The sequence below is a fragment of the Aquibacillus sediminis genome, assembly GCF_005870085.1.
Classification (GTDB): domain Bacteria; phylum Bacillota; class Bacilli; order Bacillales; family Amphibacillaceae; genus Aquibacillus_E; species Aquibacillus_E sediminis.
Window position 1 is genome coordinate 57,515 of sequence record NZ_SZNM01000008.1, and the last position, 15,685, is coordinate 73,199.

The 15,685-nt window shown below is 35.8% G+C and carries 15 protein-coding genes and 1 pseudogene; 10 read left to right on the top strand and 6 right to left on the bottom strand.

Features of this window, described 5'->3' with window-relative positions; genetic code table 11:
* Window positions 1-133: 133 nt before the first annotated feature.
* The 3 genes and pseudogenes from FCI53_RS10110 to FCI53_RS10120 all read left to right on the top strand — a co-directional run.
* Window positions 134-1,588 (top strand): SulP family inorganic anion transporter, encoded by a 1,455-nt coding sequence (locus tag FCI53_RS10110; protein ID WP_138418430.1) that lies wholly within the window; start codon window positions 134-136, stop codon window positions 1,586-1,588.
* A 20-nt stretch (window positions 1,589-1,608) separates the two neighbouring features.
* Window positions 1,609-2,022, top strand: coding sequence for a universal stress protein (locus FCI53_RS10115; RefSeq protein ID WP_138418432.1), 414 nt, complete (start codon window positions 1,609-1,611; stop codon window positions 2,020-2,022).
* A gap of 368 nt (window positions 2,023-2,390) precedes the next feature.
* A pseudogene (locus FCI53_RS10120) lies at window positions 2,391-2,741 on the top strand (C40 family peptidase); the annotation flags it as partial.
* A 98-nt stretch (window positions 2,742-2,839) separates the two neighbouring features.
* Here the strand turns inward: FCI53_RS10120 and FCI53_RS10125 are convergent.
* The 3 genes from FCI53_RS10125 to FCI53_RS10135 all read right to left on the bottom strand — a co-directional run bounded on the left by FCI53_RS10125 (window position 2,840) and on the right by FCI53_RS10135 (window position 7,211).
* Window positions 2,840-3,922 carry a sugar ABC transporter substrate-binding protein gene (locus FCI53_RS10125; protein WP_138418436.1) on the bottom strand — a complete coding sequence of 361 codons (1,083 nt, stop codon included), beginning with the start codon at window positions 3,920-3,922 and terminating at the stop codon, window positions 2,840-2,842.
* A 21-nt stretch (window positions 3,923-3,943) separates the two neighbouring features.
* A complete protein-coding gene (locus FCI53_RS10130) occupies window positions 3,944-5,653 on the bottom strand; it encodes a methyl-accepting chemotaxis protein (RefSeq protein WP_246050076.1) in 1,710 nt (569 codons plus the stop codon).
* Between the two features lie 157 nt (window positions 5,654-5,810).
* Window positions 5,811-7,211 carry a Na+/H+ antiporter NhaC family protein gene (locus FCI53_RS10135; protein ID WP_138418438.1) on the bottom strand — a complete coding sequence of 467 codons (1,401 nt, stop codon included), beginning with the start codon at window positions 7,209-7,211 and terminating at the stop codon, window positions 5,811-5,813.
* 125 nt (window positions 7,212-7,336) lie between these two features.
* Here FCI53_RS10135 and FCI53_RS10140 point away from each other — a divergent pair, with 125 nt between their 5' ends.
* Window positions 7,337-8,305, top strand: coding sequence for an alpha/beta hydrolase (locus tag FCI53_RS10140; RefSeq protein ID WP_138418440.1), 969 nt, complete (start codon window positions 7,337-7,339; stop codon window positions 8,303-8,305).
* Between the two features lie 50 nt (window positions 8,306-8,355).
* Here the strand turns inward: FCI53_RS10140 and FCI53_RS10145 are convergent, their stop codons facing one another.
* Window positions 8,356-8,784 (bottom strand): BrxA/BrxB family bacilliredoxin, encoded by a 429-nt coding sequence (locus FCI53_RS10145; RefSeq protein WP_138418442.1) that lies wholly within the window; start codon window positions 8,782-8,784, stop codon window positions 8,356-8,358.
* A 767-nt stretch (window positions 8,785-9,551) separates the two neighbouring features.
* Between FCI53_RS10145 and FCI53_RS10150 the strand changes: the two genes are divergently transcribed.
* From FCI53_RS10150 to FCI53_RS10160, 3 genes are read left to right on the top strand one after another with little or no spacing between them, the layout of a single operon-like run.
* Entirely contained in the window at window positions 9,552-9,815 is a 264-nt protein-coding gene (locus tag FCI53_RS10150) for a hypothetical protein (protein WP_138418444.1), read from the top strand.
* A 50-nt stretch (window positions 9,816-9,865) separates the two neighbouring features.
* Window positions 9,866-10,102, top strand: coding sequence for a YozQ family protein (locus FCI53_RS10155; RefSeq protein ID WP_138418446.1), 237 nt, complete (start codon window positions 9,866-9,868; stop codon window positions 10,100-10,102).
* 3 nt (window positions 10,103-10,105) lie between these two features.
* Entirely contained in the window at window positions 10,106-10,366 is a 261-nt protein-coding gene (locus FCI53_RS10160; RefSeq protein WP_138418448.1) for an alpha/beta-type small acid-soluble spore protein, read from the top strand.
* Window positions 10,367-10,397: 31 nt separating this feature from the next.
* Here FCI53_RS10160 and pabB read toward each other — a convergent pair whose 3' ends face one another.
* Together pabB and FCI53_RS10170 are read right to left on the bottom strand one after the other, a co-directional pair.
* Window positions 10,398-12,134, bottom strand: a complete 1,737-nt coding sequence (gene pabB / locus FCI53_RS10165) for an aminodeoxychorismate synthase component I (RefSeq protein WP_138418450.1) — start codon at window positions 12,132-12,134, stop codon at window positions 10,398-10,400.
* The gene (locus FCI53_RS10170; protein ID WP_138418452.1) at window positions 12,112-12,738 is read right to left on the bottom strand and encodes an anthranilate synthase component II; all 627 of its coding nucleotides are present in this window, start codon (window positions 12,736-12,738) and stop codon (window positions 12,112-12,114) included. Before FCI53_RS10170 ends, pabB begins: the two co-directional genes overlap by 23 nt.
* Before the next feature lie 238 nt (window positions 12,739-12,976).
* Here FCI53_RS10170 and FCI53_RS10175 point away from each other — a divergent pair, with 238 nt between their 5' ends.
* From FCI53_RS10175 to FCI53_RS10185, 3 genes are read left to right on the top strand one after another with little or no spacing between them, the layout of a single operon-like run.
* Window positions 12,977-13,927, top strand: a complete 951-nt coding sequence (locus FCI53_RS10175; protein WP_138418455.1) for an ABC transporter permease — start codon at window positions 12,977-12,979, stop codon at window positions 13,925-13,927.
* On the top strand, window positions 13,920-14,867 hold the full coding sequence (locus FCI53_RS10180) for an iron chelate uptake ABC transporter family permease subunit (RefSeq protein WP_138418457.1): 948 nt from the start codon (window positions 13,920-13,922) through the stop codon (window positions 14,865-14,867). The genes FCI53_RS10175 and FCI53_RS10180 overlap by 8 nt, the downstream gene beginning before the upstream one ends.
* Window positions 14,861-15,619 carry an iron ABC transporter ATP-binding protein gene (locus FCI53_RS10185; protein ID WP_138418459.1) on the top strand — a complete coding sequence of 253 codons (759 nt, stop codon included), beginning with the start codon at window positions 14,861-14,863 and terminating at the stop codon, window positions 15,617-15,619. The genes FCI53_RS10180 and FCI53_RS10185 overlap by 7 nt, the downstream gene beginning before the upstream one ends.
* The last annotated feature ends 66 nt before the right edge of the window (window positions 15,620-15,685 follow it).

Sequence of the window (15,685 nt, forward strand, 5' to 3'; positions counted from 1 at the left end):
ACTTGAATAAGTGAGTGCCTTTTGTTATTGGATTTAACTTCCGTTTCGACATTTGAACTTTAAGTTACTTTCATGATTTTCCTTCATATGGGTAACAATACGAATGGAATCTTATAAAGGAGTATGAGTGACGATGCGGAATACGTTAACAGCAAGAGAAGCATGGTTTGGTAATATCAAAGGTGACATAATGTCAGGGATCGTAGTGGCACTTGCACTTATTCCTGAAGCTATTGCGTTCTCCATCATCGCTGGTGTGGACCCAATGGTTGGGTTATATGCTTCATTTATTATCTCTGTTGTGATTGCCTTTGTTGGTGGTAGACCTGGTATGATCTCTGGTGCGACAGGGGCAATGGCATTAGTTATGATTGAGTTAGTTGCTGAGCATGGTCTAGAATATTTGTTAGCTGCTACTATTTTAACAGGTTTTTTACAAATTGTTTTTGGTATTACCAAGTTAGCTAAACTGATGAAATTCATACCAAGATCTGTAATGGTTGGCTTTGTGAATGCATTAGCGATTATGATTTTCACCTCGCAATTAGAACATTTTGCAGGGGCAGGTTGGATGATGTATGCCATGGTATTAGGTGCATTGGCGATTATATATCTTTTTCCATTTCTAACAAAAACAATACCTTCCCCATTAATTGCAATTGTGGTAATTACTGTAGTTGCTGTAGTCACTAATACAAATGTTCAAACAGTTGGGGACATGGGGCAAATTACCAAGGCTTTTCCACCATTTCTTATACCTGCCGTTCCATTTAGCATCGATACGTTGATGATTATTTTTCCTTACTCGCTTGCGTTAGCAATTGTTGGGCTTGTCGAATCGCTTCTAACGGCAAGTATTGTTGATGAATACACAGACACACCTAGTAATAAAAACCGTGAAGCGAATGGCCAAGGGATTGCCAATATTGTGACTGGATTTTTTGGAGGAATGGCAGGTTGTGCGATGATTGGACAATCTGTTATTAATGTAAGTTCAGGGGGGAGAGGTAGGTTATCCTCATTTGTGGCTGGATTAGTGTTAATTTTTCTTATCGTATTCATGGGTGATATTGTTTCACAAATTCCTGTTGCCGCACTTGTAGGGGTGATGATTATGGTGTCCATTGGTACGTTTGATTGGGGATCGATTCGAACATTACGGATTATTCCATTTACCGACAATGTTGTCATGATCGTCACGGTATTAACCGTTATATTCACCCATAACTTAGCAATAGGTGTACTGACTGGTGTTCTCTTAAGTACCATCTTTTTTGTCGCCAAAATATCAAACGTAAAAGTGAAAAAAGAAATGAAGGAAAATCGGATGGTTTATTACTTTAAAGGGGAATTGTTCTTTGCTTCTGTTACGGAGTTGCTTGATGATTTTGATTATGATGTGGAAGGTGCAAAAGAAGTTATCTTTGAATTGAACCAAGCCAGACTATGGGATGATTCTGCTGTGGCAGCATTGGATAAGTTAGTACTAAAATTTGAACAGCAAGAAGTTAATGTTTATGTTGTCGGTTTAAATAAATCAAGTTCGGAATTAAATGCAAAACTGAGCAACAAGTTAAGTTCTCATTAGCGAGGGAGGAAAACTAAAAAATGTATAATAAAATTTTGTTAGCAACAGATGGATCAGACCATTCGCTTCGAACGGTTGATCATGCAATTCAACTAGCTAAAACTAGTGACAATCCCATAATTGAGATTATTTACGTAAAAGATATGACAAAGGTTAAATCAGAGACATTAAATAACTGGAATCAAGTGACAACATCATTAGAAGAAAGATTCTCAACAGTAGAGAAAAAAGTAAAAGAGGCAAATGTTTCTTATAAAATGAAAGTGTTGAACGGTGAGCCAGGACCAACAGTGGTTGAGTATGTGAATAAAAATCAGTTTGACGTTGTAATAGTCGGTAGTCGAGGATTAAATGCATTACAAGAAATGGTGTTAGGAAGTGTCAGCCACAAGGTTGCCAAACGAGCAAATTGTCCAGTATTCATTATCAAGTAGTGGAGATGCCACTGCTTGATTTTTTTATTTACTGTCCATTTAAACAAATAGATAATTAAAATTCTCACCATGTCCAAATTACAACTATACACATTTTAAGACAGATTTATGCTTATATTACAGAATTGAAATACAATTGTAATATTTCTATTATATGTTTATTCAATGGTAAATGGTATACTCCATAATAGATTACTACATAAATTCTTGCAATCTAGTAAAAAAGTGGAAGGTTCGGTGAGATGATGTTAGGGAAAAAATGGTTAGCTATATTTACATTCATGCTCGGATTAAGTTTCTTTGCCATTCCAACAGTAGATGCTGCAGAAGCAGAAAAAGATGCTACAACGAAAAAGATTGAACAAGTGATTGAAGCAGGAGAACCTCATCTAGGTACACCATATACTTGGGCGGGAAGAACGCCAAATGGATTTGACTGCTCAGGTTTTGTAAATTGGGCATTTGCTCAAGCGGATGTTTCTGTTGGATCAAGCACATCTGTTTTACAAAATCAAGGTGAACGGGTTTCAGTGAGTGATATGAAGCCAGGGGATTTAGTGTTTTTTGATACATATAAGAAAAATGGTCATGTCGGTATATACGTAGGAGATAACAAATTTATCGGATCACAAAACTCTACGGGATTAGCGGTTGCAGACATGTCTCGTGGGTACTGGAAATCAAAATTTAATAATCACGTACGTCGAGTAATAAACTAAAAATATAAAAGCAGAGGCTATCCTTTGATAGAGTTTCCTACAAGTTGTGTAGGTAAACTCTTTTGAAGAATAGCCTCTTTTTTGGGGGGAAGAAGGAGTTACTGTTCGTATATTTCTTCTTCTGTTAAATAATTATCTTTTATGATTGTGTCATCAATATTTTCACTTGTTACTGTTACTGGATCGAGTAGTATAGTAGGTACTTCAACCATACCATTATCAATGGTTGTATCTGTTGCTACTGTTTCACGATTAGCAGTTTGAATAGCGATTTCAGCTGCACGACTTGCTAACTTATTTATTGGTTTATATACAGTCATGGTTTGTGTACCTTCAACAACTCTTTGAATTGCACGTAATGATGCATCTTGTCCTGAAACTGGTGTATCTCCAGCTAAGTCACTCTCTGTTAGCGCATTGATTACACCGCCTGCCATGCCATCATTGGCTGTAACAACAGCATTAATTGGTTCACCAGCTTCATTTAACACACTTCTGATATTGTCTTCTGCTAGTTGAGGATCCCATCCATCCGTAAAATTGTCGTAAATAAGGTTTATTTTTCCTTGATCAATCAAAGGCTGTAGAACATTCATGGCACCTTTCCGAACAAGGACGGCATTGTTATCCGTTTCCGCACCACCAACATAGGCGAAATTTCCTTCATCTTTATGTTTAATAATTTCAGCTGCTTGTAGTTCCCCAACTTTTTCATTATCAAATGAAATATAGTAATCAACGTTTGCATTTGTTATTAAACGGTCATAGGAGATAACTTTAGTATCATTCTCATGAGCCATTTCAACGATAGCAGAAGCTGCGTCTGCATTATATGGGACGACAACTAAGACATCAACACCTTCTTCAATTAACAATTCAGCTTGTGCTAATTGAATTTCTTCATTACCATTTGCTGCTAGCGTTTTTGCATTGCCACCTAGTTCATTTACCTTTTCTTCAAATTGTTCTTTGTCTTTGTACCACCTTTCTTCCTCTAGTGTGTCTAGCACAAAGCCAATATAAGGTTTTTCTTCCCCAGTTGTAAGTTTTGTATTTTTTATTGCCTGTGATGTTTTTGTTTCCTTGTCAGGTTGGGAGGATGAGTTGGTACATCCAACAAAAACAAGAGGCAATAGTAGCACGAGTGATAAAACGAAAATCTTGCTTATGTTAAATTGCATTGGCATTTCACCTCATTTACCTTAAACTTGAAATTTTTTCATTAGGTTATTCATATTATCAACCATTTTAGTCATTGTTTGTGTACTTGTTGAAATGTTATCTATAGCTGAACTTTGTTCTTGTATCGATGCTGTTATTTCTTCCGTCCCTGCAGCAGATTGTTCAGAGATGGCTGCAATATGTTCTACAGATTGATTGATATCTTGGCTTGATTGGTTAATGTATTCAAATGTAGACGCTATTTGATTAATCCGTTCACTCATGTCACCTACTTTTGCCTTAAGGTCAGCGAAGACTTGATCCGTTAATTGGATTTCATTGGCACCCTTTGTTACTTCGTCATATCCCGCTTTCAACGTTTGTGACATGGTAGATGTCTCTTCTTTAATACTATAAACAATTTCGGTAATATTTTCGATCGAATTGGAAACTTCTTCTGCTAGTTTTCTCACTTCATCGGCAACAACAGCAAATCCTTTTCCTGACTCTCCGGCACGAGCTGCTTCAATCGATGCATTTAAAGCAAGTAGGTTTGTTTGTTCAGCGATTGATTTAATGACAGAAACAATTTCGGTAATAGAATTTGTTTTTTCTGTAAGGTTGGTTACGTTATTAACAGAAGTTTCTACAGCCTCACTAATTAAGTTCATTTGTGTTAAGGATTTTTGCATTTGTTTATTCCCATCTTCTGTAACGTTTTCGACAATATTGGAAAAATTAACAAGTTCTTCACTATGTTTGGTAGCTTCTATTACTTTTTGTTCAAAAGCTTTTGTGCTTTCGGAAATGGTAGCTGCTTCATTTGCTTGATTACTTGTACCTGTCGCTAATTGTTCGATTGTAGATGCAACTTGATGACTACCTGTTTTCACTTCATTGGTTGCATTTGATACAATATAACTTTGCTGGTCTAATTCACTAGATAAATCTGAAATTTCATTTATCATGTTTCGCAAGCTATCTCCCATATAATTAATAGATTGAGAGAGTTGTCCAATTTCATCCTTACCATTATTTGTTAGTTTATCTACTTGTAGGTCACCGTGGGCAATTTTATTACTTGTGTCAACAATATTATGGAGACTTTTGTTAATTTTTCTACTAACAAATACAAGTAGTAGGAATGATAAGACAATAGAAAGGATACCGGCAATTAATAAAATCCAAATTGTGTTCGTTATATTGGACTGGGCATTGTTCAAAGCAACTTGATTGGATTCGGTTGCGGAAACTTTTAACTCCTCGCCTAGTTGTTTAGTTTGTTCCTTAAGATCATTAGCGGATGCTTGCAAATCAGCAAATTGTTCTGTGTTGATTTGTTTTACATTAGGCACAATGGTGCTAAAGAAATACTGATCTAATTCATTATTATTTTCAATAATTTGATTAAATAAATGTACTTGCTCTTCATTTTCCAGTTTTTGTTTTAATGATTTTGCTGTCGAGACAAATTGCCTACTTGAATGAATATATGAAGCCAATTTTTCTTCGTTCTCCACCACTAAATAATCGGGGATTTGAATATATTTTTCGTTAAAATAGGAAACTAGTTCTGATGAATCAATCGCAATTTCGTTGGTTGTCATTGACTCATCCATAGTATCGTTCGTTTTGTTAAGCAAGAAATAAGTAAGTAATATTGATGCAAAAAATATAACGGCCATAAATGAGAAAATCATGCCATATTTTCCACCGATGGTAGTATTATTCCACTTTCTTTTTAGGAACACAGTCGTACCTCCTTGTTCAATGTTAATAAAAAATTTAAAAGCTCCCCTCTTTTTTATTTCAAATACTGACAAATTATAACAAATTTTTAAAATGAAGGGAATTCCATGTAATAAAAAAGTCTCATAATGGGTACCCCCCCTTCATGAGACATTTTCCTTATATGATAAATGTAACCCCAGTATAAAGCACTGCTGTTATACATGCTGCAATGATCGCTGGTTTAAACTTAAAACGAGCATATTCCATTGTTGTTAAATCTAAAATGTTTGCAAGTGTGTTGGTATCATCACTTAATGGAGAGGAAAAAGCACCAAATGAACCACTAGCGAATACAGCACCGATTACAAGTGGCAACGAAACATCAGCCACACTTGCTACTGAAATTCCAAGTGGCATGAGAATTCCCCACGTTCCCCATGCTGAACCAATAAAATAGGAGATGGCTGATCCAAATATAAATAACAGCGGTACGATAAACATTTTTGGAATCCACCCCGTATGTGCCGTAACGAAACTAGAAAATCCTAAGTCATCCGTGACGGAGGACAGCCCCCAAACAATGGATAATAACACAATGACTGTCATCAAATCATTTCCACCTGTAATAAAACTGCTAATTAATTGATTTAATTTAAACCGTTGCAATAAAAAAAACACCATTGAAATCAACATTGTAAATAGGAGAGCAACTACCATTGCTTCTAATACATCTGCTTGGATAAAAGCTTCAAAAAAATCAAACCCTTGTTGATTCCCATCCCACCAAGTTAAAAATAAAGTAAGAAAGATCACCAAAATAATTGGAACAATCAAATTCCAAGGTTTATCAGGCAGATCTTTAGATACTGCAGGGTGGCATTCATGCCAATCCTTTTCTTCTTCATCATCCATCTGGGTTGGTCCACCTGAATGTGATGGGTGGAAAAAGCTTAGATAAATCCCGACAATTATAATTACAAAAGCAAAAAAGTTAAATGGGATACTTTGAATAAATAAGTTATATGGATCTGTCTCGACTCCAATATTTTTCGTAGACGCTTGTATAACAGAAACCATGTAACCAACAAAGGCAGTTGCAACTGGAATTAGTACAATAATTGGTGTTGCTGTTGTTTCGATTACAAACCCCAGTTCCTTCGTTGACATTTTAACTTTTTTCAATAATGCCTTCATAATTGGTGCGATCGTCACAAATCGAAAGGTCGGTGAACTGAACGTCCCAATGGTAGATACATAAGTTAAAAATAATGCTTGTTTTTTTGATTGGATTTTTTCTGAAGCTGTTTCAACAAATCCCTTAATTCCACCAGTCATTTTAATCATACCGATTAGACCAGAAAAAACATACAGAAACAGAATAATTTTTAGATTGTTTTCATCAACAAGTGCTTCGACAACATAATGGAGTGTTGTTTGTAACCCGCCGATAATAGTCGGATCAACTAAGTAAGCACCAACTAACAATCCCATGATAAGTCCAGGAAGTACTTGCTTTGTCATCATCGCTATAGGAATGACAACTAAAAATGGTATAATTGAGGTCCAATTTGCATCCATTTGCTTCACCTACGATCTACTTTTAATTTTCCGTAAATAGTCCATATAAAAAAGCTATCTGAACATCTATTTTTTTCATTATTACCGAAATTATTCGATACTAAATAAAAAAGGAGGGGAGTCGGGTGAAAAAAAGACTTGCTTGGATTGTGGTGATTGGTTTATTAGTTGTATTGCTTGGCTTCGTCTTTGCAGGAAATTATTTTTATAATGAAGGAATTAAGCGTGGAGATAGAATTGAGTTATATAGTGGTGATGAAGCTGTAGAAGTTTTTGCTACGGAAGAGAATCAAGCGTTAATTGAACAAGCGAATCAATGGTATAACGAGCAGTCTTTTGAACGCGTTGAACGAACGACTTCCGATGATTTAAAGCTGCGGGCTGATTTCCTAGAAAATGAGGAAGATACAGGGAAAGTTGTTATCTTAGCGCACGGCTATCGTGGTCAAAAGGAAGATATGCGAGAATATGTGAAATTTTATTATGATCAAGGATTTGACGTGTTACTACCGGATGCACGAGGCCATGGGGAAAGCGATGGAGATTATATTGGCTACGGTTGGCATGATCGAAAAGATTATCAAGACTGGATAGAAATGTTAGTCAATCAAAAAGATTCGGAACATATTTTTTTACATGGAAATTCAATGGGGGCAGCACTTGTGTTAATGGCAAGTGGTGAAGATTTACCACTTGAAGTAAAAGGAATTATAGCAGATAGTGGATATACGACCGTCCATGAAGAATTAAGTCATCAACTAAAACATTTATATAACCTGCCGCCTTTTCCACTATTAGAAGTGACAAGTATGATTACGAATATACGAGCAGGTTATACTTTTAAAGAAGCATCTGCTGTCGAACAAGTTAGAAACAATACACGGCCATTATTCATCATTCATGGCGAAGAAGATGAACTTGTGCCAACAGATATGGCGCATGAACTATATGAAGCAGCAGGAGGAGATAAGCAACTTTGGATTGTGCCGGATGCAGGACACACAAAAGCCTATACCGTTGCAACTCAACTGTTTCAACACAAACTAACTGCATTCATAGAAGAAGTATTAGACACTAGTAACGAAACGAACTAAATACTCTAATAAAATGCGCCTGGATCTAAAATACTCCAGGCGCATTTGTATTAGCAATATTGATTAAACGCAGTAGTTAAATTATTTACAATCTCTTCCATCTCATGGCCTTCAATCTCTTCTCGTGGGACAAAATGTACTACCTGTCCATCTTTCATTAACGCAATCGAAGGAGAAGACGGTTCAATTCCTTCAAAATATTCTCTCATTTGTGCTGTTGCTTCGCGATCTTGTCCAGCAAAAACAGTTACAAGTTGCTCAGGTTTTTTATCATGTTCCAAAGCTTCTCTTACTGCAGGTCGTGCTAATCCGGCAGCACATCCACAAACAGAATTAACAACAACTAAGGAAGAACCTTTTGATGTTGAAACAAATTCATTTACCTCTTCAGGCGTTGTTAGCTCGGAGAAACCTGCATTTGTTAATTCATCACGCATTGGTTGTGAAACTTCTTTCATGTATTGTTCATATGGATTCATATGGATCATCTCCTTTTCTCTTGCTTAATGCCGATTTTATCAGATATAAAGGGATGAATCCATGATTTGAATTAGTACCATAGAGGCATTATATAAAATGCTCTCTTCTAAGCTATGGTTTTAGGTCGTATATGCTGTATTTTGTGACATAACGTGGCTTTCTTTCGCTCTGATTGAAACGAGTGTTGTATTCTCGCTACGGCAGAATACTACGCTTTCCATGGGCACGGCCTCAGCTAACTTGGTAAAGAAAAGCGCTTTACCAAGTGGATCTTCGGCTCGTGCTGTTCCCATAGGAGTCTACGTATTCTGCCTTCGCTGGTATAAGTTTTCTGATTAGTTATAGATGAAATACTTTATAAAATTAACAAATAACGGATCTAACGCAAGATTGTGTTACAACATGCCAACATAAAAAGCACATTTTATGATTTGTTATAAGCAATGTACTATAAAGCTTCAAAGTACTACAAACAGCGGAGGAAATACACGGAGACTCCCGTGGGACTAGTGGCATCGGTGAGACCCCGCAGTGAGGTACGAACGAGGAGGCTCACCAGTCCCCCACAGGAAAGCGTAGTGTATTTCCGCAGCGGCGACTTTTAGCACTCTTTCTTTAGAGGAAGCTGTAATATTATGTCGCATAATACAACTTATGCTCACAATAGTCCAAGAATTGTTACGTTAAACTCATTATCTTCAGTATGATTTAGTATATAAGTAGCATACTAACTAAAACGATTACTGTAGCTAAAGGAGTTCTTAAGATGGAGGAGTTTCAAGGTAATATATTTTCAGGTGAGCTTAATGAAACGGATCATTCCTTTTATTTGACGAGTGTCAAACATTTGCAAACACAATCCAATCTTTCTGAAGCAAATATTCAACAACTTTACAATCATTTATTAACACAATCGAAACAGGAAGATACTTACACCATCACCTTAAATGATCAGATTCCTTTACTTTTAAAAAAAGAAGAGATGCAGCAATTACTGGAAGACTTGTCAATAATCAAGGAAAAGCTATGATTCATAAATAGGGAATATTCGCAAAAACTAGAGAAGAAGGAGGGTTCAACATGGCAAAGGATAAACGTAAACAAGCTCAAAATGCTGAGAAAGTAGCGGAAAAAATGTATGATCCGTCTTATTACAATAGCGATGATCAAACAGATCAAGGATTGGCAATCACTCATGAACAAGTATCTGATGATTATATGGAAGGTACCATTGATGGCAAAATTGATGATGTGAAAGAAAATGGAGCATTGAACAGTAAACATGGAGAAGATATTCCAAGAAAAGGATACAAGTAAAACATGGCTAGAAGAAATAAAATCCTCGTACCAGAAGCTCGGCAAGGATTAGATGAATTAAAAGCAAGGATAGCCAATACAAACCACCCAAATAATGCCAAATATGAAATAGCTAAAGAACAAGGTGTCACCTTAAATAAAGGCTATAATGGAAATATCCAAGCGAAAGATGCTGGAAAAGTTGGCGGACAAATGGGGGGCAATATGGTGAAAGAGTTGGTAAGAATGGGGCAACAACAAATTCAAAACCAACAGCGATCATAAAAGAAGGAGGCTTCTCGATAGCCTCCTTCTTTTAATCAATTTCAACTGGTAACCACCCGCGAACACTATTTATAAACCATACGTTGTCAAAAAGTGATAGCTCGTCCTTATGAATTACTTTTTCTTCAATTTGATTTGTATCTAATAAATATTGCCTAAACGTACCGGCAAGTAAACCACTTTGGATAGGTGGAGTGAAATACTTACCGTTTTTTTCAACAACGAGGTTTCCGATAGTGAATTCCGTCAATTCTTCATCTTCATTCCATAATAAAACAGAAAAAGCATCTTTATGCTGGTTTGATTGATGTTGTTGGTAAATAGCTCGATTCGTTGTTTTATGGTATAAAAATGGATCATGGATATGAACAGGATCTTTGGCTACGTTACATGTTACAGGTGTTGCGATTGAGGCAAGAGGTGTTTCTTCCAATAATAGGTTTCCATCTTTATCAACCAATAACCTAACTTTAAATTCTCCTTGGCTATAACGAGATGCAAGCCCCAGTAAACTTTCTTCAACACATTGTGGTTCAAGTTTGAAATTAAAATGATTGGCTGATTTCGTTAAGCGATCGATATGATAATGTAAAAGCGGATAGTTACCATTATCTAACTTTAGAGATTCAAGTAACTGAAAACTTGGTCTGTTTGTAGTCAATAATCGCGCTTTTGTATGCAATTCATCATATTCGCCTTCTAGTGTTGAATCCCACGTGACCCCTCCACCAACGCCATAAGTAGCAATTCCTGTTTCAGAATCAAGAACGACTGTACGAATTGGCACATTAAATATTGCTTCTCGTTCAGGGCTAATAAAACCAATTGCTCCACAATAAACATCCCGCGGTGTTTGTTCGAGTTCGGCGATGTAATCCATTGTTCGTATTTTTGGAGCACCTGTAATTGATCCACATGGAAATAATGCTTGAAACCACTCAAAAACTGTCTTGTTGTCCTCTAGCTCGGCTTCAACTGTTGATGTCATTTGATGGACCGTTGGATAACTTTCGATTTCAAAAAGTTTTGTTACATGAACAGATCCTGGTTTTGCAATCTTTCCGATATCGTTTCGGAGAAGGTCAACGATCATTAAATTTTCTGCTTGTTCTTTTTCAGATTGGCTTAAATGTTCCTTAAGGGCTTCGTCTTCAGATATGAAACGTCCTCGTTTAGCTGTTCCTTTCATTGGTTTAGTCGTTATCTTCTGATTTTTTACTTTGAAAAATAATTCCGGTGAAGCCGACAGGATCCGGTAGTTGCCAATATTTAAATAAGCGCTATAGGAAGCTTCTTGGTTTCTGGTTAATTGTTGATAAAAAGCTTGATCATTCCCACTAAATTGAGCTTCTAATCGAGTGGTATAGTTCACTTGATACGTATTCCCATCTTCAATTGCTTGTTTGATCGTTTGTATTCCAGTGTAATAGTGTTCAAAGGTCGAAGTAAGGGACCAGTCGGATACATGATAATCTTGCGTAGAATTAACTGGTATTGTTTCAACGAATGTAGGTTGTGAAAAGACCCCAAACCAAACGAGAGGAAGGTTCGGGTTGTTGTGCACCTTGTAGTTTGCGTTAAATGCTGGGGCAGCCTCATAGGATACATATCCTGCAACGTAATATCCTTGTGAAAGTGCCTTTTCCACTTGTTGGAAAACATACCCTATTTCCGTTATCTCAGTAGCTTGTAAGATTTCAATTGGGTTTGTGAATTGAAATGGTTGTTTGTCATTATTTTCAAATTCAAATAGAAGGTACGGATTCATGTAATAACTCCCAATCCTTTTGTTGTTTTTTCCATGCAATCGCTTGTGTATAACAATTTTTTAGCATTGTAAAACCATCTGTCGTTAAAATCGATTCAGGATGAAATTGAATGCCAGTTATCGGCAAGGTTTGATGCACAACGCCCATAATTGTTCCATCTTCACTGCGTGCATTTACAATTAGTTCGTTTGGCAAATTTTCTTCGTCGGCAATCAATGAATGGTAGCGCGTTACTTGTGTTGGTGAGGGGATGTTTTCATAAACACCAAGCTGATTGTGTACCACTTTTGAAACTTTTCCGTGCATGGGTTGTTTCCCTTTCCGAATGATGCCACCAAAATAGGTAACGATAAGTTGATGTCCAAGACATACACCTAAAATAGGAATGTCTTCCTTAAAATGTTCCACGACATCCTTACATACACCAGATTCAGCAGGAGTTCCAGGTCCAGGGGATAGTACGATCAAGGATGGCTTTAGCACATTTAGTTTCTCGATTGTTACTTGATTATTTTGATAAACGAATACACTATTATCTAACATTTTAAAATACTGGACTAAATTATATGTGAATGAATCATAGTTATCTATGACAACAATCATTTCTTCCACCTCTTTTTTCGTGGTTAAACGTATTCTATTATAACCTAACTACTGTTGATAGGAAACATTCTCAACGTATATTATTAGTTAGTTTACTATCTTAAACTAACTAATTTTTTCGAATATTTATTGACAGAAAATAATATCATGATAGTATAGAATTAGCTAATTGATAATGAATCTCATTATTATTTATGGTTTATCTAAACGTAATCCAAACAGAAGAGTAGGAATTGAAATGAAAAAGAGATACTTAGTTATAATTTTAATCGTTTTAAGTGTTACCTCGGTTTTTATAGGGGTAAGCAACGTCTCACCATTTGATATCTTCCATCTAAACGATGATCAAAAACAAATCCTACTTGTTAGTCGATTACCGCGTTTAATAAGTATTATTATCGCAGGTATGGGGTTAAGTATTTGTGGTTTGATCATGCAACAATTAAGTAGAAACAAATTTGTGTCCCCAACGACAGCAGGAACAATGGATTCAGCAAGATTTGGTATATTAGTTTCTTTAATGCTCTTTTCATCTGCAACACCATTACAAAAAATGCTTGTTGCTTTTGTGTTTGCATTACTGGGAACATTCATTTTTATGAAAATACTAGATAAGATTAAGTTCAAAGATGCTATTTTTATTCCATTAGTAGGGTTGATGTTTGGTAATATCGTAGGTTCGATTACGACCTTTTTTGCTTATCAAAATGATTTAATTCAAAACATGTCATCCTGGTTACAGGGAAATTTTGCTTTAATTTTACAAGGCAGATATGAAATTATGTACATAAGTATTCCGCTTGTGATCATTGCTTATTTTTATGCGGATCGCTTTACCATCGCTGGGATGGGGGAGGAATTCTCAAAAAACTTAGGACTTAATCATAAACAAGCCGTTAACATTGGATTGTTTATTGTAGCCCTAGTGTCTACTATTGTTATTGTAACAGTGGGAATGATTCCATTTTTGGGATTAATTATTCCAAATATTGTCACCATGTATCAAGGAGATAATTTAAAGAAAAGTTTGTCACATACCGCATTGTTAGGTGCCATTTTTGTACTTGCTTGTGATATTTTAGGGCGTATCATCATCTATCCTTATGAAATTGCTATCGGGGTAACAGTTGGAGTTATTGGTAGTGGAATCTTTCTGTACTTAGTCATGAGGAGAACAGCATATGAGTAATAAATTAAAATTAATCATCTTATTCTTGTTGGCGGCAGTCCTAATTTTGCTATTTTTATTCATTGACCTCGGTAGTAATTGGGATTATGTATTACCGAGAAGGGTAACGAAAATTTTATCGATTGCTTTAACTGGTGCTGTTATTGCATTTTCGACAATTATCTTTCAAACGATTACGAATAACCGGATCCTAACGCCTAGTATTATAGGATTGGATTCACTTTATCTATTAATCCAAACATTTATCATTTTTATATTTGGATCTGGTAGTTTTGCGGTTTTAAATATTTATTTTAACTTTTTTATAAGTGTAGGGTTAATGATTGTATTTGCTATTCTCTTATATAAGGTGCTTTTCAAACGAAGTCAAAATATATACTTTCTATTATTAATCGGTTTGATACTAGGTACTTTTTTTGAAAGTATTTCCACCTTTATGCAAGTGTTAATTGATCCGAATGAATTTATGATCATTCAAAATAGTATGTTTGCAAGCTTCAACAATGTTAATACCGATTTATTACTGGTTGCATTTATCGTCGTCTTAATCGTAACCGTGTACTTTTGGAAGTTTATTAAATATTTAGATGTGTTGTCTTTAGGGAAGGAACAAGCGATTAATCTGGGGGTGGATTACGATTATGTAGTAAAACGTATTTTAATTGTTGTTGCTATTTTAATCTCTGTCGCAACCGCATTAGTTGGTCCAATTACATTCTTAGGGTTATTGGTGGCCAATGTAGCACATGAGTTCTTAAAAACGTATAAACACAGCTATCTTATTACTGGTTCCGTGTTAATAAGTGTTGTGGCATTGGTTGGTGGGCAATTCATCGTTGAACGAGTATTTACCTTCTCTACAACGATCAGTGTCATCATTAACTTCATTGGTGGCGTCTATTTCATATATCTTTTGTTAAAGGAGAATAAATCATGGTAGTTGTTAACGAAGTGTCCAAACAATATGGAAATCAGAATGTAGTGGATAACGTTTCCGTGGAAATTCCTAAAGGACAAATCACTTCCTTTATCGGTCCAAATGGTGCTGGTAAAAGTACGTTATTATCCATGGTTAGTCGGTTGATTGTTCAAGATGAAGGGGAAATATTACTTGATCAGCAAGAAGTAAACAAGGTGAAGAGCAAGGAGCTTGCCAAAAAGATTTCTATTTTAAAGCAATCCAATCATATTAATATTCGTTTAACCGTCAGAGAACTCGTTAATTTCGGTCGCTTTCCGTATTCGCAAGGAAGGTTAAAGAAAGAGGATATTCAATTTGTCGATGAAGCAATTGCATATATGGAATTAGAAGATATTCAAAATAAATACCTTGATCAATTAAGTGGTGGGCAACGTCAACGGGCTTATATAGCGATGGTGATTGCCCAAGATACAGAGTATATTTTGCTCGATGAACCATTAAACAATCTCGATATGAAACATTCCGTTCAAATTATGAAAGTATTAAAACGGTTAGTGAATGAATTAGGCAAAACGGTTGTGATTGTCATTCATGATATAAATTTTGCCTCTGTCTATTCCGATTATATTGTCGCGTTAAGGGATGGAAAAGTAGTCAAGAAAGGACCTAAAAACGAGATTATTAAAAAAGATGTGTTAAAACAAGTATATGATATGGATATTCAAATCCACGAGATTGACCAATGTAATATTTGTTTGTATTTCTCATAATGTTGTTTTTAACCTTCAAGTGATAAAGTCTCGAGGTATCCAAGATGAAAACTCAGGTGGATAGTG